General features: G+C 64.1%; 23 protein-coding genes, 2 tRNA genes and 1 pseudogene. 17 read left to right on the top strand and 9 right to left on the bottom strand.

The window, feature by feature from the left end:
* The first annotated feature begins 134 nt into the window (after positions 1 to 134).
* From WS69_RS04360 to WS69_RS04320, 9 genes are all read left to right on the top strand, one after another.
* Positions 135 to 211: transfer RNA gene (locus WS69_RS04360), tRNA-Val, on the top strand.
* A gap of 265 nt (positions 212 to 476) precedes the next feature.
* Positions 477 to 2,384 (top strand): threonine--tRNA ligase, encoded by a 1,908-nt coding sequence (gene thrS / locus WS69_RS04355; protein WP_059469578.1) that lies wholly within the window; start codon positions 477 to 479, stop codon positions 2,382 to 2,384.
* Between the two features lie 49 nt (positions 2,385 to 2,433).
* The gene (infC, locus tag WS69_RS04350; RefSeq protein ID WP_082715934.1) at positions 2,434 to 2,958 is read left to right on the top strand and encodes a translation initiation factor IF-3; all 525 of its coding nucleotides are present in this window, start codon (positions 2,434 to 2,436) and stop codon (positions 2,956 to 2,958) included.
* 194 nt (positions 2,959 to 3,152) lie between these two features.
* On the top strand, positions 3,153 to 3,350 hold the full coding sequence (gene rpmI, locus WS69_RS04345) for a 50S ribosomal protein L35 (RefSeq protein ID WP_004191477.1): 198 nt from the start codon (positions 3,153 to 3,155) through the stop codon (positions 3,348 to 3,350).
* A gap of 30 nt (positions 3,351 to 3,380) precedes the next feature.
* The gene (gene rplT / locus WS69_RS04340) at positions 3,381 to 3,740 is read left to right on the top strand and encodes a 50S ribosomal protein L20 (RefSeq protein ID WP_004192938.1); all 360 of its coding nucleotides are present in this window, start codon (positions 3,381 to 3,383) and stop codon (positions 3,738 to 3,740) included.
* A gap of 148 nt (positions 3,741 to 3,888) precedes the next feature.
* Positions 3,889 to 4,902: a phenylalanine--tRNA ligase subunit alpha gene (gene pheS / locus WS69_RS04335; protein WP_059469576.1), complete on the top strand. Its 1,014-nt coding sequence runs from the start codon at positions 3,889 to 3,891 to the stop codon at positions 4,900 to 4,902.
* Positions 4,903 to 4,988: 86 nt separating this feature from the next.
* Entirely contained in the window at positions 4,989 to 7,421 is a 2,433-nt protein-coding gene (gene pheT, locus WS69_RS04330) for a phenylalanine--tRNA ligase subunit beta (RefSeq protein WP_059469575.1), read from the top strand.
* 72 nt (positions 7,422 to 7,493) lie between these two features.
* Positions 7,494 to 7,898 (top strand): integration host factor subunit alpha, encoded by a 405-nt coding sequence (locus WS69_RS04325; protein ID WP_059469574.1) that lies wholly within the window; start codon positions 7,494 to 7,496, stop codon positions 7,896 to 7,898.
* Between the two features lie 57 nt (positions 7,899 to 7,955).
* The gene (locus WS69_RS04320) at positions 7,956 to 8,360 is read left to right on the top strand and encodes a MerR family transcriptional regulator (protein WP_059469573.1); all 405 of its coding nucleotides are present in this window, start codon (positions 7,956 to 7,958) and stop codon (positions 8,358 to 8,360) included.
* Between the two features lie 150 nt (positions 8,361 to 8,510).
* On the opposite strand, the gene WS69_RS04315 is transcribed toward WS69_RS04320, so the two are convergent.
* Positions 8,511 to 10,631, bottom strand: a complete 2,121-nt coding sequence (locus WS69_RS04315) for a hypothetical protein (protein ID WP_059469583.1) — start codon at positions 10,629 to 10,631, stop codon at positions 8,511 to 8,513.
* A gap of 716 nt (positions 10,632 to 11,347) precedes the next feature.
* Between WS69_RS04315 and WS69_RS04310 the strand changes: the two genes are divergently transcribed.
* Positions 11,348 to 12,190: an oxidoreductase gene (locus WS69_RS04310; protein WP_082715932.1), complete on the top strand. Its 843-nt coding sequence runs from the start codon at positions 11,348 to 11,350 to the stop codon at positions 12,188 to 12,190.
* A 114-nt stretch (positions 12,191 to 12,304) separates the two neighbouring features.
* A tRNA-Pro gene (locus WS69_RS04305) sits at positions 12,305 to 12,381 on the top strand.
* A 310-nt stretch (positions 12,382 to 12,691) separates the two neighbouring features.
* Here the strand turns inward: WS69_RS04305 and WS69_RS04300 are convergent.
* Complete coding sequence (locus tag WS69_RS04300) at positions 12,692 to 13,885, bottom strand: DUF3443 domain-containing protein (RefSeq protein WP_059469571.1); 1,194 nt, start codon at positions 13,883 to 13,885, stop codon at positions 12,692 to 12,694.
* Between the two features lie 10 nt (positions 13,886 to 13,895).
* Positions 13,896 to 14,384: a DUF2844 domain-containing protein gene (locus tag WS69_RS04295; protein WP_059469570.1), complete on the bottom strand. Its 489-nt coding sequence runs from the start codon at positions 14,382 to 14,384 to the stop codon at positions 13,896 to 13,898.
* 309 nt (positions 14,385 to 14,693) lie between these two features.
* Here WS69_RS04295 and bamC point away from each other — a divergent pair, with 309 nt between their 5' ends.
* Both bamC and WS69_RS32925 read left to right on the top strand, forming a co-directional pair.
* Entirely contained in the window at positions 14,694 to 15,902 is a 1,209-nt protein-coding gene (gene bamC / locus WS69_RS04290; protein ID WP_059469569.1) for an outer membrane protein assembly factor BamC, read from the top strand.
* A 120-nt stretch (positions 15,903 to 16,022) separates the two neighbouring features.
* Positions 16,023 to 16,256 carry a hypothetical protein gene (locus WS69_RS32925; protein ID WP_059469568.1) on the top strand — a complete coding sequence of 78 codons (234 nt, stop codon included), beginning with the start codon at positions 16,023 to 16,025 and terminating at the stop codon, positions 16,254 to 16,256.
* On the opposite strand, the pseudogene WS69_RS34485 reads toward WS69_RS32925, so the two are convergent.
* Positions 16,218 to 16,373, bottom strand: a pseudogene (locus WS69_RS34485) (group II intron reverse transcriptase/maturase); the annotation flags it as partial. The gene WS69_RS32925 and the pseudogene WS69_RS34485 sit on opposite strands and share 39 nt — an antisense overlap.
* Positions 16,374 to 16,908: 535 nt before the next feature.
* On the opposite strand from WS69_RS34485, the gene WS69_RS04280 reads away from it, so the two are divergent.
* Positions 16,909 to 17,199, top strand: a complete 291-nt coding sequence (locus WS69_RS04280; RefSeq protein WP_059469567.1) for a putative quinol monooxygenase — start codon at positions 16,909 to 16,911, stop codon at positions 17,197 to 17,199.
* Between the two features lie 49 nt (positions 17,200 to 17,248).
* On the opposite strand, the gene WS69_RS04275 is transcribed toward WS69_RS04280, so the two are convergent.
* The 3 genes from WS69_RS04275 to WS69_RS04265 form a co-directional block, all read right to left on the bottom strand.
* On the bottom strand, positions 17,249 to 17,506 hold the full coding sequence (locus tag WS69_RS04275; RefSeq protein WP_059469566.1) for a hypothetical protein: 258 nt from the start codon (positions 17,504 to 17,506) through the stop codon (positions 17,249 to 17,251).
* Positions 17,507 to 17,655: 149 nt separating this feature from the next.
* Positions 17,656 to 17,928 carry a hypothetical protein gene (locus WS69_RS04270; RefSeq protein WP_059469565.1) on the bottom strand — a complete coding sequence of 91 codons (273 nt, stop codon included), beginning with the start codon at positions 17,926 to 17,928 and terminating at the stop codon, positions 17,656 to 17,658.
* A 244-nt stretch (positions 17,929 to 18,172) separates the two neighbouring features.
* On the bottom strand, positions 18,173 to 18,895 hold the full coding sequence (locus WS69_RS04265) for a YdcF family protein (RefSeq protein ID WP_059469564.1): 723 nt from the start codon (positions 18,893 to 18,895) through the stop codon (positions 18,173 to 18,175).
* Positions 18,896 to 19,094: 199 nt separating this feature from the next.
* Between WS69_RS04265 and WS69_RS04260 the strand changes: the two genes are divergently transcribed.
* Positions 19,095 to 19,412 carry a hypothetical protein gene (locus WS69_RS04260; RefSeq protein WP_010104120.1) on the top strand — a complete coding sequence of 106 codons (318 nt, stop codon included), beginning with the start codon at positions 19,095 to 19,097 and terminating at the stop codon, positions 19,410 to 19,412.
* Positions 19,413 to 19,574: 162 nt separating this feature from the next.
* Here the strand turns inward: WS69_RS04260 and WS69_RS30055 are convergent, their stop codons facing one another.
* Complete coding sequence (locus WS69_RS30055) at positions 19,575 to 19,826, bottom strand: hypothetical protein (protein WP_108033935.1); 252 nt, start codon at positions 19,824 to 19,826, stop codon at positions 19,575 to 19,577.
* Positions 19,827 to 20,034: 208 nt separating this feature from the next.
* The gene (locus tag WS69_RS04255) at positions 20,035 to 20,436 is read right to left on the bottom strand and encodes a transposase (protein ID WP_010104117.1); all 402 of its coding nucleotides are present in this window, start codon (positions 20,434 to 20,436) and stop codon (positions 20,035 to 20,037) included.
* Between the two features lie 415 nt (positions 20,437 to 20,851).
* Here WS69_RS04255 and WS69_RS04250 point away from each other — a divergent pair, with 415 nt between their 5' ends.
* Both WS69_RS04250 and scpB read left to right on the top strand, forming a co-directional pair.
* Positions 20,852 to 21,754, top strand: coding sequence for a LysR family transcriptional regulator (locus WS69_RS04250; RefSeq protein ID WP_059469563.1), 903 nt, complete (start codon positions 20,852 to 20,854; stop codon positions 21,752 to 21,754).
* Between the two features lie 420 nt (positions 21,755 to 22,174).
* Positions 22,175 to 23,449 (top strand): SMC-Scp complex subunit ScpB, encoded by a 1,275-nt coding sequence (scpB, locus tag WS69_RS04245; RefSeq protein ID WP_059469562.1) that lies wholly within the window; start codon positions 22,175 to 22,177, stop codon positions 23,447 to 23,449.
* The last annotated feature ends 55 nt before the right edge of the window (positions 23,450 to 23,504 follow it).

Here is a 23,504-nt window from a genome sequence, read left to right as displayed (position 1 = left end):
ACGGCTGGCTTCATGCCGCACCCAAAAACCGGACAGATTACGTGCTACAGACCCGGACAATTCATTTGCTCGCGACAAAATGCACGAAAACACTTGTCAAGACGAAAAGAGCTCCATATAATTTCAGCTTCTTCAGGCTCGTAGCTCAGTTGGTTAGAGCACCACCTTGACATGGTGGGGGTCGTTGGTTCGAATCCAATCGAGCCTACCAACGACATTGGCTGGAGCTCGGTTCGCCGGGCTTCGGCGGCAGTAGGAAATTCTACGCAAAAGGCGAATACGGTTATGACACCGCGAACGTTGACCGAAACCTATTCGGAGCGACGCTAGTCGAGGAACGTTTTCGCCTTGTGGTTTTGAAGCATCGGAATGCGGCCCCTCGAAAGCGGGGCCGCATTTTTTTTGTCGCGCGCTTTTGCTGCCGGTTCGCGCGCTGTTAGTCTGCCGCTCACTGACGGCATCACGGAGATTGCTATATGGTTTCGATACGCTTGCCCGACGGCTCGGTTCGCCAATACGAGCATCCGGTGACGGTCGCCGAAGTGGCGGCGTCGATCGGCCCTGGTCTTGCGAAGGCCGCGCTCGGCGGCAAGCTCGACGGCGAGCTCGTCGATACGTCCACGCTGATCGATCGCGACGTGTCGCTCGCGATCGTCACGGACAAGGATGCCGACGGCCTCGACATCATCCGTCACTCGACTGCCCATTTGCTCGCGTACGCTGTGAAGGAGCTGTATCCGGACGCGCAGGTGACGATCGGGCCCGTGATCGACAACGGCTTCTATTACGACTTTTCGTACCACCGTCCCTTCACGCCCGAAGATCTCGAGAAGATCGAAAAGCGCATGCAGGAGCTCGCGAAGAAAGACGAGCCCGTCACGCGCCGCGTCGTGTCGCGCGATGAGGCGGTTTCGTACTTCCGCAGCATCGGCGAGAAGTACAAGGCCGAGATCATCGAATCGATTCCCGCGAGCGACGAGATCAAGCTGTACGCGCACGGCGGCTTCACCGACCTGTGCCGCGGCCCGCACGTGCCGTCGACGGGCAAGCTGAAGGTCTTCAAGCTGATGAAGGTCGCGGGCGCGTACTGGCGCGGCGACTCGAAGAACGAGCAGCTTCAGCGCATCTACGGCACTGCCTGGACGAAGAAGGAAGACCAGGACGCGTACCTGCACATGCTCGAAGAAGCGGAAAAGCGCGACCACCGCAAGCTCGGCAAGCAGCTCGATCTGTTCCACATCCAGGAAGAGTCGCCCGGCATGGTGTTCTGGCACCCGAAGGGCTGGACGCTATGGCAGCAGGTCGAGCAGTACATGCGCCGCCGTCTCGACGCGGCCGGCTACCTCGAGATCAAGACGCCGATGATCATGGACCGCTCGTTGTGGGAGGCGTCCGGCCACTGGCAGAACTATCGCGAGAACATGTTCACGACCGAGTCGGAGAAGCGCGACTACGCGGTCAAGCCGATGAACTGCCCGGGCCACGTGCAGGTATTCAAGCACGGCTTGCGCTCGTATCGCGATCTGCCGCTGCGCTACGCGGAATTCGGCTCGTGCCACCGCAACGAGGCGTCGGGCGCGTTGCACGGCCTGATGCGTGTGCGCGGCTTCGTGCAAGACGACGCGCACATCTTCTGCACGGAAGAGCAGATCAACTCCGAGGCGATCGCGTTCAACAAGCTCGCGATGAGCGTCTACGAGGATTTCGGCTTCGACCGCATCGACATCAAGCTGTCGCTGCGCCCGGAGCAGCGGATGGGTTCGGATGAGACGTGGGATCACGCCGAGGATGGCCTGCGCAAGGCGCTGAAGGCGTGCGGCGTGGAGTGGGAGGAGTTGCCGGGCGAGGGCGCGTTCTACGGCCCGAAGATCGAGTACCACATCAAGGATGCGCTCGGCCGCTCGTGGCAGTGCGGCACGCTGCAGCTCGACATGATGCTGCCGGAGCGGCTCGGTGCCGAGTACGTCGCCGAGGACAATAGCCGCCGCCGGCCGGTAATGCTGCACAGGGCGATCGTCGGCTCGATGGAGCGCTTCCTCGGGATTCTGATCGAGCACCACGCCGGTGCGATGCCCGCCTGGCTCGCGCCCGTCCACGCAGTTGTGCTGAATATCGCCGAAAGTCAGGTGGAATATGCGCAGACTGTTGCTCAATCGTTGCAAAAACAAGGGCTTAGGGTGTCAGCCGATTTGCGCAACGAGAAAATTAGCTATAAAATACGCGAGCACACGCTCGAAAAAGTTCCCTACTTGCTCGTCGTAGGCGATAAAGAGCGTGAAGCACAAACGGTAGCCGTGCGTGCCCGTGGCGGCGTCGATCTGGGTGTCATGCCCGTCGAAGCCTTCGTTGAGCGTCTGCGTGAGGACATCCAGGCGTTCAAGTAACCGCCCTGGCAGCGCGGCTCGTTTTTTTAATTTTTAGAGGAAACGTAACATCGCTACTGATAAGTCGTCGCATCGCATCAACGGTGAAATTACTGCACCGGAAGTGCGTCTGGTCGGGGTCGATGGCGAGCCCATCGGCATCGTGAAACTCGTCGAGGCTTTCCGTAAATCGGAAGAACTGGATGTTGACCTGGTGGAGATCGCGCCGCAAGCGGCTCCGCCGGTTTGCCGTCTGATGGATTACGGCAAGTTCAAGTACCAGGAAGCCAAGAAGCAGCACGAGGCGAAGCTCAAGCAAAAGGTCATCCAGGTCAAGGAAGTGAAGTTCCGCCCGGGGACCGATGACGGCGATTACAACGTCAAGCTGCGCAACCTGGTGCGCTTCCTCGAGGAAGGCGACAAGACGAAGATCACGTTGCGTTTCCGCGGCCGGGAAATGGCTCACCAGGAAATCGGCATGCGAATGCTCGAGCGTTTGCGTACCGACCTCGACGAAGTCGGCCAGGTCGAGCAGATGCCGAAGATGGAAGGGCGCCAGATGATCATGGTGCTCTCGCCGAAAAAGAAGAAGTAACGAGCATGCCGCGCAGGCGCGCGGCGGTTCGGTGAAGTAGTTCGGCGCGTCGCCCGGTCAGGGCGGCGCGCCTGAAACAACGGTGGTCGCGCAAGCGTCGCGCCGTACACAAGTGGACTGGGTTCCGAAGGGCGGGTTGAGGGCGCGAGCCAACCGCACACCCACCTCCATCAAATAAACTGGAGTTGTTCGTCATGCCTAAGATGAAGACCAAGAAGAGCGCTGCAAAGCGCTTCGTGGTGCGTCCGGGCGGTACCGTCAAGCGCGGTCAAGCCTTCAAGCGCCACATCCTGACCAAGAAAACCACGAAGAACAAGCGTCACCTGCGCGGCGCCACGGCAGTTCACGATTCCGATCTGAACTCCGTCCGCGCGATGCTTCCGTTCGCGTAACCCCTCAACCGATACTCACAGGAGAGAATCATGCCTCGAGTCAAACGTGGGGTAACCGCACGGGCCCGTCACAAGAAGATCATCAACCTGGCCAAGGGTTATCGCGGCCGCCGCAACAACGTCTACCGCATCGCCAAGCAGGCGGTGATGCGCGCAGGCCAGTATGCGTACCGCGACCGCCGTAACAAGAAGCGTGTGTTCCGCGCACTGTGGATCACGCGTATCAACGCGGCAGTGCGTCAGCACGACATGACCTACAGCGTGTTCATCAACGGCCTGAAGAAGGCGTCGATCGAACTCGACCGCAAGGTGCTGGCCGACATGGCGGTGTTCGACAAGGCTGCTTTTGCCGCGATCGTGAAGCAGGTGAAGGCCGCCGTTGCAGCCTAATTGCGAAATTAGCACTGCGTGGTGAGTTGCAGCGATGTTCCGGTAGTCGCGGCCGCTGCAGCGAAAACGGGGCTCTTCCGAGCCCCTTTTTTGTTGGGTCGGGCGTTTCGCTCGACGAGCACAACTGACGTTGGAAGTGATGGGATCAATGGATCTGGACCAGATTGTCGCCGACGCGCAGCAGTCGTTCGAAGGGGCTGCGGATATCACCACGCTCGAGAACGAGAAGGCGCGGTTTCTCGGTAAGTCGGGCGCGCTGACCGAGCTGCTGAAGGGCCTCGGCAAGCTCGATCCCGAAACGCGCAAGACGGAAGGCGCGCGCATCAATGTCGCGAAGCAGCAGGTCGAAGCCGCGCTCAATGCGCGCCGCCAGGCGCTCGCCGACGCGCTCCTGAACCAGCGCCTCGCCGCCGAGGCGATCGACGTCACGCTGCCGGGCCGCGGCACGGGCACGGGCAGCCTGCATCCGGTGATGCGCACGTGGGAGCGCGTCGAACAGATTTTCCGGTCGATCGGTTTCGACGTGGCCGACGGCCCCGAGATCGAAACCGATTGGTACAACTTCACCGCATTGAACAGCCCGGAGAACCATCCGGCGCGCTCGATGCAGGACACGTTCTACGTCGACGGCAAGGATGCCGACGGTCGTCCGCTGCTGTTGCGCACGCACACGAGCCCGATGCAGGTCCGCTACGCGCGGATGAACCGGCCGCCCGTCAAGGTGATCGCCCCCGGCCGCACGTACCGCGTCGACAGCGACGCGACGCACTCGCCGATGTTCAACCAGGTCGAAGGCCTGTGGATCGACGAGAACGTCAGCTTTGCCGACCTGAAGGGCGTCTACACCGATTTCCTGAAGAAATTCTTCGAGCGCGACGACATCCTCGTGCGCTTCCGTCCGTCGTACTTCCCGTTTACCGAGCCGTCGGCCGAGATCGACATGATGTTCGAGCACGGCAAGAACGCGGGCAAATGGCTCGAGATCTCCGGCTCCGGCCAGGTGCATCCGACGGTGATCCGCAACATGGGCCTCGACCCCGAGCGCTATATCGGCTTCGCGTTTGGCAGCGGCCTCGAGCGGCTGACGATGCTGCGCTACGGCGTGCAGGATCTGCGTCTCTTCTTCGAGAACGACCTGCGCTTCCTGCGGCAGTTCGCGTAACGGCGCGACCGTCTCGCTCCGCGCCCGGCCGGCCTACCGAGGCGGCGCGCCGGGCCTCGATCTAACTGTTTCGAACGTGGATATCCATGCAATTCCCTGAATCCTGGTTGAGAACCTTTGTCGATCCGCAACTGACGACGGACGAGCTGTCGCATGCGCTGACGATGGCGGGGCTCGAGGTCGAGTCGCTGCGCCCGGCTGCGCCGCCGACCGAGAAGATCGTCGTGGGCCGCGTGCTCGATGTGGTCAAGCATCCGGATGCCGACAAGCTCAACGTCTGCCAGGTCGACGCCGGCACGGGCGCGACGCTCCAGATCGTCTGCGGCGCGCCGAACGTCGCGCCGGGCATCAAGGTGCCGGTCGCGCTCGTCGGCGCGAAGCTGCCGCCGGTCGAAGAAGGCGCCGCGCCGTTTGCGATCAAGCTGTCGAAGCTGCGCGGCGTCGAGAGTCAGGGGATGCTCTGCTCGGCGCGCGAGCTGAAGCTGTCCGACGACCACAGCGGCCTCATGATCCTGCCCGAGGACACGCTCGTCGGGCAGGACATCCGGGATACGCTGAGCCTCGACGACACGGTCTTCGAAATCAAGCTGACGCCGAACAAGGCGGACTGCCTGTCCGTGTTCGGCATCGCGCGCGAGACGGCCGCGATCACGGGGGCGCCGCTCACGGCGCCCGACATCCGCCCGGTCCTCACCGAACTGGCCGAGACGCTGCCCGTCAAGATCTCCGCGCCGGATCTGTGCGGCCGCTTCTCCGGCCGCGTGATTCGCGGGGTGAACGCGCGCGCGAAGACGCCGCAATGGATGGTCGAGCGCCTCGAGCGCGCGGGCCAGCGCAGCGTGTCGGCGCTCGTCGACATCTCGAACTACGTGATGTTCGAACTGGGCCGTCCGTCGCACGTGTTCGATCTCGACAAGATCCACGGCGGCATCGACGTCCGCTGGGGCCGGCGCGGCGAATCGCTGAAGCTCCTGAACGGCGGCACGGTCGAGCTCGACGAGACGGTCGGCGTGATCGCCGACGACGCCCAAGTCGAGAGTCTCGCGGGCATCATGGGCGGCGACAGCACGGCCGTGACGCTCGACACGACGAACATCTACCTCGAAGCGGCGTTCTGGTGGCCGGACAGCATCCGCGGCCGCGCGCGCAAGTACAACTTCTCGACCGATGCGGCGCACCGCTTCGAGCGCGGCGTCGATTACTCGACGACCGTCGAGCACGTCGAGCGGATCACGCAACTGATCCTCGACATCTGCGGCGGCCAGGCGGGCCCCGTCGACGACCAGATCGCAAACCTGCCGCAGCGCGCGCCGGTGGCGATGCGCGCGTCGCGCGCAAACCGGATCATCGGCGTCGAGATCGGCGAGGACGAAGTCGCACGGATCTTCACGCGTCTCGGCCTCGCATTCGAGCGCGACGGCGACGTGTTCAGCGTGACGCCGCCGCCGCACCGATTCGACATCGAGATCGAAGAGGACCTGATCGAGGAAGTCGCCCGGATCTATGGCTTCGAGAAGATTCCCGCCCGTCCGCCCGTCGCGACGAGCGAGATGCGCGCGACCGACGAGACGCGCCGCTCGATCCACGCGATTCGTCACGCGCTCGCCGCGCGCGACTACGCGGAAACGGTCAACTTCAGCTTCGTCGATGCCGAGTGGGAGCGCGACTTCGCCGGCAACGACAATCCGGTGCGTCTGCTGAACCCGATCGCGAGCCAGTTGTCGGTGATGCGCACGACGCTGTTCGGCAGCCTCGCCGGCGTGCTGCGCCACAACCTGAACCGCCGCGCCGATCGCGTGCGCGTGTTCGAGACGGGCCGCGTGTTCATCGCCGATCCGTCGGTGAAGGCGGGCGAGCTCGCGGTCGAGGGCTATGCGCAGCCGAAGCGCGTCGGCGCGCTCGCGTACGGCCCGGTCGTCGAAGAGCAATGGGGCGCGGCGACGCGCCAGGTCGACTACTTCGACGTGAAGGGCGATCTCGAGGCGCTGCTCGCGCCCGTCGTCGCGCGTTTCGTGAAGGCCGAGCATCCGGCGCTGCATCCGGGCCGCAGCGCGCAGATCGAAGTCGACGGCCGCGCGGTCGGCTGGATCGGCGAGTTGCATCCTCGCCTGATGCAGAAGTACGAACTGCCGCATGCGCCCGTGATGTTCGAGATCGACGCGGACGCGCTCGTCGCGCGAGCGCTGCCGACGCCGTCAGAGGTGTCGAAGTTCCCGCCGGTGCGTCGCGACATCGCGGTCGTCGTCGATCAGAAGGTCGAAGTGCAGGCGCTTTTCGACGAAATGAAGAAGGCGCTCGCGGAAGACGCATGCAAGTTCGTCCAGAAAGTTGCGCTCTTCGACGAATTTCGTGCAAAATCAAATACTTCCAGTGGGCTGTCAGCCCACGAGAAAAGCCTTGCGTTCCGCGTCACGCTGCAGGACCCGGCCGGAACCCTGCAGGATGAGATGGTCGAGCAAGCGATTCAGACCCTCGTGGACCGCATGGCTCGAGTCTATGGCGCGCGTTTGCGCGGATAGGGCGCGAAAGTGGCGGAAACCGCCGCTTTCGTCAGTGTTTTTGTCCAAGGTTGACGCGCTAGTTTTGCAGATATGAACGACATGAACTCGAGTGAATTTGAAGCCCTCCTGACGGCGCAACGCAGCGCCATGTCCCGCGACGTTCCGGCGTCGCCGTCCGTCGGCGATACGCCGACGCTGACGAAGGCCGAGTTGGCCGAGCTGCTGTTCGACAGCGTCGGCCTCAACAAGCGCGAGGCGAAGGACATGGTCGAGGCGTTTTTCGAGGTGATTCGCGATGCCCTCGAAAACGGCGAGAGCGTGAAGTTGTCGGGCTTCGGCAATTTCCAGCTGCGCGACAAGCCGCAGCGGCCGGGGCGCAATCCGAAGACGGGCGAGGCGATTCCGATCGCCGCGCGCCGTGTCGTGACATTCCACGCGAGCCAGAAGCTGAAGGCGCTCGTCGAAAACGGCGCCGAATCGGATCTCGTGCGTTAAACCGGCGCTTCGCCCCTGCGCGCGGCGCCCGCGCCCCTTACCGACGGTTAACTGACGATGACGTCGACGGTTGAGAAAGTCGTGTTGCCCCCGATCCCCGCGAAGCGCTACTTCACGATCGGGGAAGTGAGCGAATTGTGCGGTGTGAAGCCTCATGTGCTGCGGTATTGGGAACAGGAGTTCACGCAGCTGCGCCCGGTGAAACGGCGAGGGAACCGCCGTTACTACCAGCACCACGAGGTGCTGCTGATCCGGCGGATTCGCGAGCTGCTGTACGAGCAGGGGTTCACGATCAACGGCGCTCGCAACCGGCTCGACGCGGTCGGCAGCGAGCGGGGCGCGCCTCCGACGGCCGATGAGCTCGAACCGCGCGCAGAGGAGGCGGTGTCGAGCGAGACGGTGGATGTCGCGCAGTTGCGCGGGGCGCTTCTCGACGTGATCGACGGCCTCAAGCGTCGCTGAACGCAGAGCTCCGGGCCGCGCCGAGCCGCGCGCTTTCCGAGGGCACACGGTCGAAAAACGAAAAAAGCCCGTGCGAACGCTGGTTCGCACGGGTTTTTTTGGGGGGTTGTGCCTTCCGCCGCGGCGGCCGTGCTGCGCGCACGGCGCGGATCACGGCGCGAGCGGGTCCTTCTTGCCGACGTCGACGTACAGCGTGCCGTCGTGCACCATCCGCACCGAGCCGCGCGCGACCACGTCGCGGTAGTCGTAGAGATCGAAACGCACCCGCTGCTTCGTCGTGTCTTGAACAAGAATGCGCATGTTCAGCACGAGCACGTTGAACATCTTCGTGTCGCCGCTTTCGAGCCACAGGTAGCTCTTCGGCACGTTTGCGGGCGGCCGCGACACGGGCGCGTTCGATGCCGAGCGGAACGTCAGGCGCAGACCGTCCGGCTCGACCGTCGCTTGCGACATGCGGCCGATCAGCATGGGCGGTGGGAACACCGTGTACTGGTCGAGCACGATCGCATTGCCGCGCAGCTCGGCGCCGCGGCGCTTGAGCGATGCGAGCGACGACAGCTCGATGCCGAGCGCGCGAAGCAGCTTTGCCTGCGGCACGCCGAGCACCGACACCTTCGTCGGCGTGAACGCGAGATGGCGTTCGTCGAGCAGCGTCAGTGTGCCTTTCATGTCGGCCGGCAGCCAGACGCCGGGCGGCACCTGGTTCCACAGTTTGAGGCCGCCCTGCACATGCAGCTGGTTGCCGTCGGCGCTCAGCTTCAGGTCGTTCAGCGAGCGCGGCGAATAGTCGAGCAGATGCCGGTTGAAGAGATCAGACATCGCGTCCCACGGCGCGAGCACCGAGCCGCTCAGGATGCGGATGTCGTACTGATTCGGATCGTCGAGGTCGACGGGCTCGCCCGCGTGCTTCGCGACGAGCTGAACGACGAGATCGTCGACGCGAAAGCCGATGTTGCCGGCGATGTAGAAGTCCGCGTTGTGCAGGTGGATCGTCGTCGTGCCGTTCGATATGTGGCGCGGGCCGAACGCCGTCACGTCGCCGCCGTGCTTCATGGCCACCTTGCGGAAGTCGGACTGCGGCGCGCCGTCGTTCGGCGCGATCGCAAACGCCTCCCACTCGCGGCGTGCTTCGTTCAGGCTCGACTGCTGCGCCGCAATCAGGCTGTTGTTCATTCGCGCGGACGCGCTGCCGACGCCCGGCGCGGCGGGGCGCGCGACCTGCGAATATGACGGCATCAGAATCGACAGCGCGCCGCTCGGCTCGAAGTTGAAATAGCCGGCGACGAGCTGGTCGCGATAGTGATACATGTCGAACACGAACGCGTCATCCGGCGCGGACTCGCGCGGCGGATGGATCACGATGTCCGCGTTCATCGGCATCGTGCGCATGAACTTCACGTCGCCGCCGCGCAGATACATCGCGCGCTTCGGCGCGTTCTCGGGCATCGTGAAGCCCGCCTTCGTGCCGTCGTCGAGCACGAGGTCGAGACCGGCGGACGTCAACTTCAGTGCGACGATGTTGATCTTCAGATGAGGGGGCGGCAGCAGCTTGTCGACATTCAGCACGAGATCGTTGCCGTTCAGCCGCACGATCGGCGTGTCGATCTTCAGCAGATCCGACACCTGCACTTTCGCGGCCCGCATCACGGGGCCCGCATCGATGCCCGATACGTGCACGTCGACTGGACGGAAGACGAGCGTCGAGCCGTCGCGAACCTCCAGCTTGCCCTTCAGCGAGAAGGGCACCCAGCCGTCGCGCTGCATATCGCCGTGGATGTCGAGGACGCCGTCGCCCGCCGTCACGCGCACGTGCCGCAGCGGCGCGTTGTGGTAGCCGAAGATGTAGCCGCCGAAGAGCGCGTTGAGTTTCGTGTCGTCGAGCGTCACGGTGCCGTGGTGCACGGCGATGTCGAAGCTCGTCGGGTCGTCGAAGACGGCGGGCGCGCCGGGATGCGTCGGCACGAGCGTCGCTGATAGCTCATGAACGAGGAAGCCGAGGTCGCCGACGATACGGAAGTCGACTTCGCGCAGGAACGCGAGCGTGCCGTTCTGCCCCGAGTCGCGCAGCGTAAGCGGGCGCCGCTGCGTGAGCTTGATCGACGCGAGCGCCGGCACGGTCCGCGCAATCTGCTGCTCGCGCGCGAGGCGGTCGGCCTTCGTGCGTTCGATCGTCGTCGAGGCGGCGGCGTCGCTGCCGGTCTTCGGCGTCGATTCCGCGCATCCCGCACTCAGGATGGCGAGCGTGACCGCCGTTCCTGCGCACGAGCGCAGGAACCAGCGCGAAGCCGAAACGGCGGTGCGTAGGGCGCGCCATGCGCCAGGCGCGCGGTGAAATGGCGTGCGATGGACGCGCTGGACCGGTGTCCGCATCGTTGATGTCTCCCTATCTTTGTCGTGACTGGCGCGCGAGCGTGCGCGTTGGCTGGCGCCGATGGTTTGGCGCAGTGTGGCATAGCCTCGCTAGAGGGGCCGCACCAAACATCGGCGCGTCGTGCTGCGCTGCAAGGAGGCGCGTTGCAGCGGGAAGGGCGCAATGACGATGATATGAATCAAACGCTCGTATGACGTTCGCATGATGCGCGCATGACGGTGCGGTTGGCGAGAAGCGACGCGCGAGTTCGCCGAGAAGCGGTCGTTTTAGGGGTACCCGGCTATCTGGCGGATCGTGTGCGCAGCGGCAAACGCTCGGCAGGCGCGGGATTGGGGCGGAACGGCGCCGCTGTCTGCGACGTCCGGATCGCGTGCCGTTCACTGGGCGGGCACGCGATGCGATCGACGTTCGAGCACTCGGATCGCGGCGGAAACGGGCGATGCGCACTCGGCGACCCGTCGCGGCGCGGGCCGGGCGAGACACCTGCCGGCTCCGTCGTCGGCAACTGCGTAGTCCGTGTGATCAGTTTCTACAATGGCGCACTTGACTTGCGCGGATCGATCGGCGAGGCGCTACGATCGTCCTGTTGCTCGTCTCGATCGATCGGAGAGTTCGCATGACAATGCACGCATCTGGCAAAAGGGTCGCGCTCGTGACGGGCGCTTCGTCGGGGATGGGCAAGGCGCTCGCAAAGGCGTTGCTCGCCGAGGGGATGACTGTCTATGCGGCGGCTCGCCGGGTCGAGCAGATGGCCGATCTGGTCGCGCTCGGCGCAACCGTACTGAAGATGGACGTCACGCGCGAAGCGGACTTGCGGGCGGCCGTCGAGCGAATCGAGCGAGAGACGGACGGCGCCGACGTGTTGATCAACAACGCCGGATTCGGAATGTTCGGCGCGATGGAAGAGACGAGGATCGACGACGCGCGCTACCAGTTCGAAGTCAACCTGTTCGGCATGGCGCGGCTGACGCAGCTCGTGCTGCCGTCGATGCGTGCGAAGCGCGCGGGGCGCATCATCAATATCTCGTCGATGGGCGGCAAGATTTATTCGCCGCTCGGTAGCTGGTATCACGCGACGAAGCACGCGGTCGAGGGCTGGTCCGATTGTCTGCGGCTCGAACTGCAGCCGTTCGGCATCGACGTCGTGATCGTCGAGCCGGGCGCGATCGTCACCGAGTTCGGCGACGTGATGCTTGCGCCGATGCTCGAGCGTTCGGGCAATGGTCCGTACGCGAAGATGGCAGCAGCGGTTGCCGCTGCGACGAAGATGCTCTATCAGGACGGTCGCGGTTCCGATCCGCAAGTGATCGTCGATCTGATCGTTCGCGCGGTGCGCGCCCGTCGACCGAGGACGCGCTACGTCGCCGGCAGGTTCGCGAGGCCGACGATGTTTGCGCGCAAGTGGCTCGGCGATCGCATCTTCGACAAGCTGGTGATGCTGGCGATGAAGCAGGCGTGAGCAATGAGCGAATACGAATGCATCGGTGCATGATTCGTGGCGACATTGCATCGAATGGAATTTGCATCTCGACAGTTCTATTTGATCAAAGTGTCTGTTATACTTTCACGCTTTCGGGGCGTAGCGCAGCCTGGTAGCGTACCTGCATGGGGTGCAGGTGGTCGGAGGTTCAAATCCTCTCGCCCCGACCAGATCAAAACCCGCACAGCGTAAGGCCGTGCGGGTTTTTCTTTTGCACGTGAGTTTTAGAGCAAGCTGGGTGTCGTCGATGTCGCGATATCGCGTGACGACGTGATTCAAATGCAGCTCGTCGAATGCGGCGCAACGTGTCTTGTAAAAGCCGGGCGGAATGTCATGAATCGGAGGGGGCGCGTCGTTCCAATCGAGCGCCGTCGTTCAGAACTTTCATGCGATTTTTCAGTTTCCGGCCCTGCGCGATGTGAGCGCAAGCCCGGCGCGACGAGCAGCGTGACGGGAAATGCTCATGCGCGAGCGCCCGCGCTAGAACGCATAGTATGGCCCGGGCCCCGCAGGCGTCGGCCGTGTTTCGATCGCGGTATAGACGCTGCGTCCATAGAAGAACGGCAGTCCCAGGTCGACGACGTTGCCGATCGGACCGGCAAGATCGTCGAACGCTAAGTTGACCGTCGAGAATAGCACTTGCGAGCTGGCGACCTGGAATGTCGTCGCTTTCGCCGTCGTGCCGTTTCCGCTGCCGAGCGCGATGCCGAAAGTCTGCGTGCTGCCCGGACAAAACCACGATCCGCATTGCGGCAGCGACGCATCCGCGAAGAAGATTCCGTTCGAGCCGCTGTCGAAGAACGTGCGCATGTTGGTGTTGCCGTTCAGTACGCTCGTCACGTAGGCGCCCGACGAGGTCGTCGCGAGCGGCGTCGCCGAGCCGAGTCCGTTGTCCGCTTGCGTGCCGATGCCGAAGATCAGCGAGCCGTTGACCGTCGCTGAGCCCGTTGCCGGAATCGCCGGCAGCACGATCACCGAGCCGTTGTTGTCGCTTGCGAACGCGCCGACCGGATTCGCGATCTGCTGCGCAATCGGCTGCGCCGCGCTCGCGCATGCGCCGCTCGCCGTGCACGCGTAATACCAGCCGGACAACGCGGTACTCGCACACGCGGCGCCGCAGTCGGTGACGAAAAGGCCGATGCCGAGAATGCCGTTCGCGCGCAGCGTTCCTTGCGTTTGCATCGGCCCGGCGCTTTGCGTGCAGTCTGCAGGCGTGTTCGGCGTGCTTGGATCGGCGATCACCTGGATCGGAACGTTCGACGCGACTTCGCCTGCGATCTTCACGTCGGCGCGGCGCACGGCGCCCCACGTAAAGCCCGTGCCGAACACCGCGCATGCGCCCGTGATCGGCGTGCCAGCGGTCGGCATGATCGGCAGCGCGACGCTCGACGGCAGCGCAGACGCGAGGATGCGCAAGCCATCCGAACCGGTGTCGACCTGCACGTTGTCGATCGTTTGGCATTGGCTCGTGTTCGGCACGCAGATGGTGACGGTCGTCATCAGTATGTTCGCGGCGCCCGTGACGCCCGCCGACACGGTGACGGGCTGCACGTTCGCCGCGGTGGACGGCGCGACACTGGTTCCGTTCGTGTTCGACGCCGTCGAGCCGCCGCCACCGCATCCGGCGAGCATTGTCGCGAGTGCGGCGATGCACCACGCGATTTTGATGGTCATGGCCGCCTCCTTACTGCAGATCGTCGATCGATATGCCGGACGGCACCGCGCCGGGCAGCCACGCACGGCCGACGTACGCGCGCATGCGACCGCCGGTTTCGACGACGAAATCCGATTGCGCGATTCGCCCGGCATGGAGCCCCGTGCGGGCGCGCGCGTCCGTCGAGACAGCGTGGCTTTGGTAAGTCGCGAAGCGGTCGCCGAGAAGCTGCCGCAGGTTAGGCGACGTCGGGCCGTCCCACGTGTACGCGAAGACCAGTCCGGCGCGCGTCGCGTACTCGCGAATCGTCGTGCCACCTGTGTCGACGTAGCTGCGCATCGTGACGGCGCCGCCGAACAGCGGGGTCGAAGTTTGCGCGAACGTGCGGGCGGACGGGTTCGGGGCAGTGCTGCCGAGTTGCGATTGCGCTGCGGCGGGCGCGAGTGCTATGGCGGCGGCAACGAGAAGGACGCTCGCTGGGCGGCGGCGCGTTGGGGGCAACGACCTTTTGTTGTTCATGCGACTACCCTCCGCAAGTGGATACGGTTGGGGTCACTGTCCCATCAATGATAGTGAGTCCCGGCGCGCGCATCGGCTCGATTTTCGGAAATCGGATGCTCGTTATCCCTAGGCGGCAACGTGAATCGTTGCACATCGATTCGATGTCGGCATGCCCGCCAGGGCGCGCGCGAGCCAAGAAAGAACGCAGTCGTGTGAATAAGACTGTGTAAGATTGTGCGCTTTTTGCACGGTTCGCCGCCGGATCGGTAAAATAGAAAATTAACTCACGGAAAAGTCGCCGTGACCTAGTGGAAGGATTTCCTGAACATGACTGATCTTCGTCTTACCAAGCGGTTCGCAGCACTGCTTGCAACCGGCGTGCTCGTTGCCGGCTGCAGTTCGCCGTCGCCTACGAAAATCGACTACAAAAGCGATTCGAAATCGAAGGAGGTGTCGCTCGCGGTGCCGCCCAACATGCTCGACGAGACGCCGGATCAGCGTTCGCTGCCGCCGCAGGGCGGGGCGACCTCGCTTTCCAGCCTGCAGCAGGTCCAGCAGGCCGCGCCGCCCGCCGAGGCGGTCGCGCCCGCCGTGCCCGGCATGCGCATCCAGCGCGACGGCACCGAAAGCTGGCTCGTGATCGACGACAAGGTGCCTGCGCAAGTCTGGCCCCAGGTGCGTCGTTTCTGGCAGGAGCAGGGCTTTCTGCTCGTCGTCGAGCAGCGCGACAAGGGGGTGATGGAAACCGACTGGAACGAAACGCATCCGCAGATCAACGACGGCCTGATCCGCGACGTGATTTCGAAGGCGATGGGCAACTCGTACGTGACGGCAGAGCGCAACAAGTATCGCACGCGCCTCGACGCGGCGCCGAATGGCGGTACGTACATCTTCATCAGCCAGAAGGGAATGCGCGAGGCGCTGACGGGCTCGAACAACGATTCGAGCAAGTGGGAGCCGAAGCCGAACGATCCCGGTCTCGAAACCGAATACCTGAAGCGCCTGATGGCCGTGCTTGCGCAGAACGATGCGCGCGTGAAGGCGGGCGGCGTGCCGATCACGGACGATGCGGCGCCAGCAAGCGGCACGAAGACGTCGAGCAGCAAGAGCAAGGACGCTGCGGCGGCGATCGCCGCGCAGAACGTCGCGAGCGCGTCGACGTCGCGCGGTCCGAGCGAAGCGGCGGTGCCGGACGTGCCGCCCGAAGTGACGCTCGCCGAGCCGTACGACCGTTCGTGGCTGCACGTCGGCCTCGCGCTCGATCGCGCGAACTTCACGGTCGACGACCGCGATCGCACGAAAGGCCTGTACTACGTCCGCTACGTCGATCCGAAGGATCTGAGCGTTGAGGAGCAGGGTTTCTGGAGCCAGTTGTTCCACGGCAAGAAGGAAAAGAAGGCGAAGCAGTACCTCGTCAACGTAAAGGCGGTGACCGAGGATCAGACGCGCGTCGCGATCGTCGACGACAAGGGCGACGTCGACGCGTCAGCGCCCGCGCGGCAGATCATGTCGCTCCTCGTCAATCAGCTGCGCTGACGCTGCTGCCTGCGGCATTCGCCGCGAAGCTTGCGAAGCTCGCCTTTCGGCGGGCTTTTTTTGGTGCGCCCAGCATGGGCGCACTTATATGGACGCCTCCCGGTTTGCCAGGTGATATTCATGTTCGGCGGACAGGATCAGGCTGCAGACTTATATCCGGCCTACGGTGCGGATGTCGGTCCGCTGACCCTGATGGAATTTGCTGGGGAAGGCCTCAACTCCGGGAAGTCCTCGAAGGACCTACGCCCATTCAGGCTTGCTTCCCCACGGTCCGACCTGTTTTGCCATCACACGTACATCAACCTGCGCAACCTATTGGCGATCCACCTCGTTCAGCAGCACATTGGCCAGTAGCGGCGATAGCGGCCCGCCTTGCGGCGTACCTTCGTACCGCCCACTGACCACACCGCCATCCATGATGCCGACCACAAGGTAATGTCGGACCCGCCGCAACACGGCTTTGTCCGCGATCGGTCAGACCACCTGACCGCCCCTATCCCGATCGTCCGCGCTGGCAGTTGCTGCGGATTCGAGCATACGTGTGCGAACCTGCCGCACGCCCGGCGTGTTACGTAACGTCACCCCGTAACGAACAGAAGGAATGCGCATTTTCGCTGAACGTTTGAGAATTAATCGTTAAAAATCAAACGATTGCGAATTCGTTCTCGGTTGGCACGGAAGCTGCTCCTTCTATCGTCAACCAAGCAATCAGGGAGGACGCCAGAAAACGGCCCGGTTCGACTACGCGTGCCTCCCACCTAGTGCGGATGTCGACGTTTCGGGCAGTCGCCGTTACTGGTGAACTGCCGTATTGGACGATGACCCGCGTATTCGCGCGGGTCTCGGTGGCCCCGTCGCCTATCCTCGTAGGGCGACGGTTTTGCCCGCGCTTCTTGTGAAGCGCGGGCTATTTTTTTGGGGGAGCGGCCGAGCGTGGTTCCGCAGAAGTCCGCCTGCGCCGATTCGCGTATGCTGAGTCCTTTGTCACACAGCAAAGGAGATCTGCATGTCCGAAGTCGCCGTCGTCGCGCTCATCGTCGCAAAGCCGGGTGCGGAAGCGAAGCTGTTGGAACAACTCGAGGGAATCGTCGGGCCGACGCGCAAAGAAGAGGGCGCGTTGCAGTACGATCTGCACCGCGATCTTCAGGAGCCGCGCCGTTTCATCTTCATCGAGCGCTGGGCGAGCGAAGCTGCGCTCGCGGCCCATGCGCGATCCGCGCATATCGACGCGTACAAGCGTGCTGCGTCGGATTGGATCGAGAGTGCGGAGATCCGCGTCGCATCGAAGATCGCGTAGCGAAGAGAACGGGCCGCGCGGCGCGCGGCACAGTGACAAGCATCGGCGATCAGTGCGATGGGTTCGGGACGTCGAGGATCAGGACGATCGTCCAGTCGGCGTCGCCGTCGTGGTGGTACTGCCGCTCTGCGACGATGAACGGCTGCTGCTTGCCTTGCGGACCGAGGAAGAGCACGTCGCCCTCCATCGGCAGGCATTCGATCGGCGGCAGCGCGAGGAACGCATCATCGGAGCCGCGCGGCATCAATTGCTTGATCTTGCGGGTCGCGGCCTCAGTCCATTCGATGTCCAGTTGTATGTTGCTCATTCAGTCCTCCGCACCGGAGTGCGCACGGTTGGAAAAGTTCGGTGCGCGACTTTAGCATAATGCGCGGCGCGCTCATTCCGGCGCGCCAATGAAAAAGCCGAACCCGGCAGATCCGGATTCGGCTTTTGCGCAAAAGGGGCGTACTGTGCTTATTCGCTGGCAGCGCTTGCCGAAGCTGCCTTGGCCGCCTTCTTCGCGCCCTTGTGAGCGGCCTTCTTCGGGTGATGCTTGTGTTCGTGCATCGGCTTCGCTTCGGCGGCTGGCTCGGCAGCCTGTTGCTGCTGCAGCGCTTGTGCGCGTTGCTCGATTTCGGCGATCTTCGCCGGATCGGTGATCGTCTTGATTTCCGTGCTTTCTTGCGCATGGGCTGCGCCAGCCAGAGCCGACACCGAAACCAGGATAGCCATGGTCATCTTCTTCATTGCTTACCTCCGCTAAGTGGTGATAGACCCGAGTGTTGCCGATTTGTCTGGCGTCTGCAATCGAGTGAGCCGAGTTTATCAAAAGTGACGGATCAGTGCATTCGATTGCGTCATGGCGGTTGACTGCGTGGATCGAGCGCAACAGTGAGGCAATCCGTCATCCCTGCGCAATCCACTCACACGGAATCGGTATCGGCGGCGGGGAGGCCGCGACGATCGGGCGCGTCGAAACCTGCGTGCGCCGCTAGTACCAGCCGAGACGGCGATATACATGGAATTGCGCGATGCCGAGGATTTCGTGCAGCGCTCGCTCGGCGTTGACGAGGTTGCCGGTGCGCGGCAGCCAGCCGAGCTGCGCGTCCCGGTGGTTCGCGTAGACGGGCTGCGGTGCGATCCCGAACCGCTCGAAATCGAGGAGCGCGCGCCGCATCTGGTAAGACGAAGTGACGAGAATCAGATCATCGTAATGTTGGGCGCGTAATATGGCAGCCGTGAAGCGCGCGTTTTCGTAAGTCGTGTGGCTGTGCTGCTCGCGGATCAGGTCGCCGTTTGCGACGCCGCGCGCGAGCAGATAGGGCGCATACGTGTCTGCTTCGGTGATGCCACGGAACTGCGGATCGCCGCCCGACACGATGACCCTGCAGCGCGTCGCCGTTCGTTGGCATGCCGAATAGAGTTCGGCGGTCTTGTCGATGCGGGCGAGCGCGTCGCGTGGCGGCGCCGCGATGCCGTTGGGGCGCTTGATACCCGCGCCGAGCATCACGATCGCGGTGTCGCCCGTCATCGTCGGACGGGCGACCGGCTGTACGCCCGATTCCGCGAGCGCGATGAGCGGCGCGGCGAGCCAGCCGGACGCGAGCAGCCACAAGAGCGCGATGCCCGCGACGAGTATCGCGATCGCGCCGGGGTGTTTGCGGCAGAGCAGAAAAACGACGAAGAGAAGTCCAAATGTGGTAAACAGAATCAATTTGATTGGGGTAAGGTAGTTTTTTAGGCACGGTTGGTGATCTGTCCCCGCGTTGCGCGAACGAAGCGTCGGGGAGCGGGTCGGAAGAAGTGAGGGGATTATAAGGATCCCTCTTGAGCTGCGTGGCGGCGCCGGCGGGCGGAGACCCGGGCCGGCGGGGCCGCTTTGCAATGTCGCTGCACTTTAAGAAAGAATCGAGATGGCCACGTATTCCAACGAAGCAGTGCTCGACGCGCTGAGGCGTGTCCAGTACCGTCAGGTTCCTTGGGCGAGGCGTCCGGGTGTGTTCGAATACCTGCGTGCGCTCGGCTTGATGGATACGGTTCGGCAGAAGACTGTCGCGCCTGCGCCCGGTTTCCACGCGCCCGTCGATATCGCCGTTTTGACGGACAACGGCCGGGTTGAATTCGCACGGCTCGAGCGAGACGAAAGGCAGCCCGATTGGGATGCGCGCCGGACCGAAGATTACGCGCTCAGCGAAGCGAGCGCCGTGTCGATTCTCGAAAGTCGCTTGTAGCGCCGCGCACGGCGCCGCATCATCCGCACGAAAAAAAGCCCGTATCGCGAGGATACGGGCGGTACCGGGTACATAGCTGCTGCCACGCTGTGCTCATGGCAAGGTTGAGACTCGGCGAGTGCCGAGCAGTTCCCGAGCATGCGGTTTTTTCCCTTTGCTGCTTCAATGATGGTTCGAGGAGCTCGGCGGACGTTGCGCGTCATTGCGCGCGCGTGCATTGCTGGCGATGTCGCCGCGCAGATCGCCACGCGGCGCGTTCGGCCGTGCGCCGGGTGCGGCTGCATCCGCTTGCGAACGGGCGACTCGTTCCCGCTGTCCATGCTGCTTCGGAGGAAATTGGTCGGCGTGCGAAGGAGCAACGAGCGCCAGCGAAACGACAATGCCGCATGCCTTGAGAAGTGACATGGGTTTCATCGTTGGGAGCCCCCTTTTCAAGCCGTCGGACGGCTCATTGATATATACCGCTAAGGTAAGCGGGGGAGCGAAGGCGCGTTGTAAATATTAGTAAATAGATGTATCGCTTGATCGCATTGTCAGGAGTCCGTGCGAAAAGGCGGCAGCGCGCCGCAGCAGCGGGCGCCGAAAACGATTCTGGGCGGTCGGTGCCGCCCAGAAATTGAATTCATGCCATCTTGACGGGAGCGCGCCAGGATTCCGGATTGGTCCAGAACGCGCCGCGCAGACGATCGCGGCTCGGCGGCGCGGGCGGTTTCACCGCGCTCGCGCCGATGCGCCCGCGCAGCGAGATCTGGCGGCCGCTCGAACCGAGGCGTTTCACCACTTCGGCGAGCGTGCCGTCGGCCTGCCATTCGTCGAAGCGTCGACGGCAGGTCGGCGGCGACGGATAGCGGCCGGGCAGCTTCGACCAGCCTTCGCCCGTCGACAGCACCCAAAGAACGGCGTTCACCACCGAGCGCGCTTCCACGCGGGGACGACCGCGGCGCTCACTGCGTGCAGGCTCGGAGCAGAAGAGTCCCTCGAGCAGCGCCCATTCGTTGTCTCTCAAATCGTCGAACAGCATCATGTCCTCACCTCAGCGAAGCTAACTCCGGTGCGCCGCCCTGCGCGGCGCACTCGTCGGGCACTCGATGCAACGAGTGCCGGGGGAGGCATCGGCTCCATGCAGCAGCGGATGTTGCGCGATCCGCCGCGAGAAGCCCGAAAGCCCGCAGCCCTGTGCGCCTGCTAATGCACGAAGCGTGCCACGTTGGCGACGACCACCCCAAAGCCGCCTGGCAGCGAGCTGACAGCCGCGTCAGCTAGGGGCGTATAAGACGCCAAAAAGACCGTCGAGCAAATAAGGACAATCACCAATCTTGTGCAGTCTGGCCCGTGAGACGTGCGTTTCAACGCGTGCTGCACCGCACCGACACACGGCACGGCATCGCGAGGACGCAATACAATCGCGCATCGATGCGTCCGATTGATGAGGAAATCCCATGAATATCACGCTGAGGCAGTTGCGCGTGTTCATCGAGGTCGCGCGGCTCAAGAGCTTCAGCCGTGCTGGCGACGAGATCGGTCTCACGCAGTCGGCCGTGAGTCGGTCCGTGCGCGAGCTGGAGGGCGAGATCGGGCTCAAGCTGATCGACCGCACGACGCGCGACGTGCAGCTGACTGACGTCGGCACGAATTTGATCGCGAGCGTGTCGCGCCTGCTCGGCGACCTCGACGACACGCTACGCGAGATCCGCGAGATCGGCGAGCAGCGTCGCGGGCGTGTGGTCGTCGCGGCGAGCCCGACGATCGCGTGTCGGTTGATGCCGCGCGTCGTCGCCGCGTGCGAGCAGCGCTTTCCGTTCGTCACGCTCGGCCTGCGCGACGACGTGCAGAGCGACGTGCTGCGCAAGGTGAAGTCGGGTGAGGTCGATTTCGGCGTCGTGATCGGGCCGCTCGCGACGAACGATTTGATCAACGAACCGTTGATGACCGATTCGTTTTGTCTCGTCGCGCGCGCCGATCATCCGCTTGCCGCGCGCGATCGCGTGCCGTGGACGGCGCTCGCGGGCGAGCGGCTCGTGCTGCTCGACTACGCGTCGGGCAGCCGGCCGCTGATCGATGCGGCGCTCGCGACGCATCGGGTCGCGGCGAGCGTCGTGCAGGAGCTCGGCCATTCGGCGACGGTGTTCGGCCTTATCGAGGCGGGCGTCGGCGTGAGCGTGCTGCCGTGGCTGTCGTTGCCGTTGCCGGCCGGCTCGTCGCTTGTCGCGCGGCCGCTGGCGCCGCGCGCGGAGCGCACCGTCGAGCTCGTGCGGCGGCGCGACCGCTCGCTGTCGCCGGCGGCGGACGCGGTCTGGGGGCTCGTGAAGGAGATGCCGGCGCGCGTCGAGGATCTGAGCTGACAACGCGCCGCGCAGCCAACTCGGCATGTGACGCGGGGGCTGGTCGCCGCAACGTTCGCCGCTGAGTCTGGATTGGGGGCGGATCGCCGTTCGCATGAGCGGGCGCTCCATCGGCGACCATGGCGGAAGTGGCTTCGGTGACCGTTTTCGTCGCCGCCGACGCGCCGGAGATATGTCTTTTACCGTACGTTCTTTGTCTTTACGCACAGGGCAATTTTGCGTAAGATGGCGCTCAGTCACGCGGTTCCGACTTGGTTCCGCGCTGTTCCGTCCGGTTTGGGTTGGGCTTGAGAGTAGGTTCGCCGCCCCCGGTTCGTGCTCCCATCAATATGACCGATCAGAATCGGGCGAGCGCGTCTTCCGTTCCTTTCGTCTGTTCGATGATCCGGTTCGCTTGACCACAGGGTCTGACCTAGCTGCATGAATACCCAAGAGGCGAAGATCGTCCTCGAGACTGCATTGATCTGCGCGCAGGAACCGCTGAAACTCGGCGATTTGCGCAAGCTCTTTGCCGACGGCATGTCGGCGGACACAGTCCGAACACTGCTCGAAGATCTGAAACAGGAATGGACCGGGCGCGGCGTCGAACTCGTCGCGCTCGCGTCGGGCTGGCGCTTCCAGAGCAAGCCGGCGATGCGCACGTACCTCGACCGGCTGCATCCGGAGAAGCCGCCGAAGTATTCGCGGGCCGTGCTGGAGACGCTCGCGATCATCGCGTACCGGCAGCCGGTGACGCGTGGCGACATCGAGGAAATCCGCGGCGTCACGGTGAACACGCAAGTCGTCAAGCAGCTCGAGGACCGCGGCTGGATCGAGGTGATCGGCCATCGCGACGTGCCGGGCCGTCCGGCGCTCTACGCAACGACGAAGCCGTTCCTCGACGATCTCGCCCTGAAGGCGCTCGACGATCTGCCGGCGCTCGAGGAGCCGGCCGCGCATCTGGAGGCAAGCCTTCTCGCGCAGCAGGCGATCGACTTCCCCGAAGATGCGCGGGGCGACGGCGGAGCGGCGGCGGATGCATCCGATGCGGATGCTGATGCGGCCGATGCGCCGTCCGAAGGCGCTGACGGCTCGACTGCACGGATTGCCGATCCGACTGATAATGGCGAACGAGTCGATGCCGATGCGAGCGTCGGTGCGGCGCAAGCTTCCGACGAAGTCGATGCGTCGCAGCGGGTCGGCGGCGGTTGCGACGCATCCGAGCATGCTGCCGGCCGAATCGAAGCCGACGAAGCCGTCGATTTGACATCGACCGCTGACAAAGGCGCACCTGCGGAAGACGCACCCGCGTCGCACGAGCATGCGGCGGCGCACGGCAATGTGCAGGATGCAGCGGACGCCGCCACGGCGCCGCATGCCGAGTCGGCCGGCCACGCCGCCGGCGAACGCGCCGAATCGCCCGTGCCGGCGAACGAATACGCACACCCTGTCGCGCGCACGGACGCAGCTCCGGCCGACGCGGCAAATGTAGCAAACCGCGAGGCGGCCGCCGATCCGGCGGCGGCCCGAGCGACGAAGGAAGACCAACGCGCGATCGGCGGCATCCCGCACGATGCCGAGCCGGTCCCAGCGCAGGCGGAGGAGACGTTGGACGACACGTGCGACAGTCTCGCCGACGCCGTGCGCAGTGCAAGCGAGGCGGTCCCCGAGCGCGAACTGCCGGACGACGAAGCGCCAGCGAAGCGTCGCGCCTGAGACGGGCGACCGAACCCTAGCCGTGCCCGCGACGGGCGCGAGACCTGACATTTTG

The organism is Burkholderia sp. BDU5 (assembly GCF_001522845.1).
In the GTDB taxonomy this organism is placed as follows: Bacteria; Pseudomonadota; Gammaproteobacteria; order Burkholderiales; family Burkholderiaceae; genus Burkholderia; species Burkholderia mayonis.
Note: the sequence above shows the minus strand (reverse complement) of the source record. Positions and strands in the feature narration are given on the sequence as shown.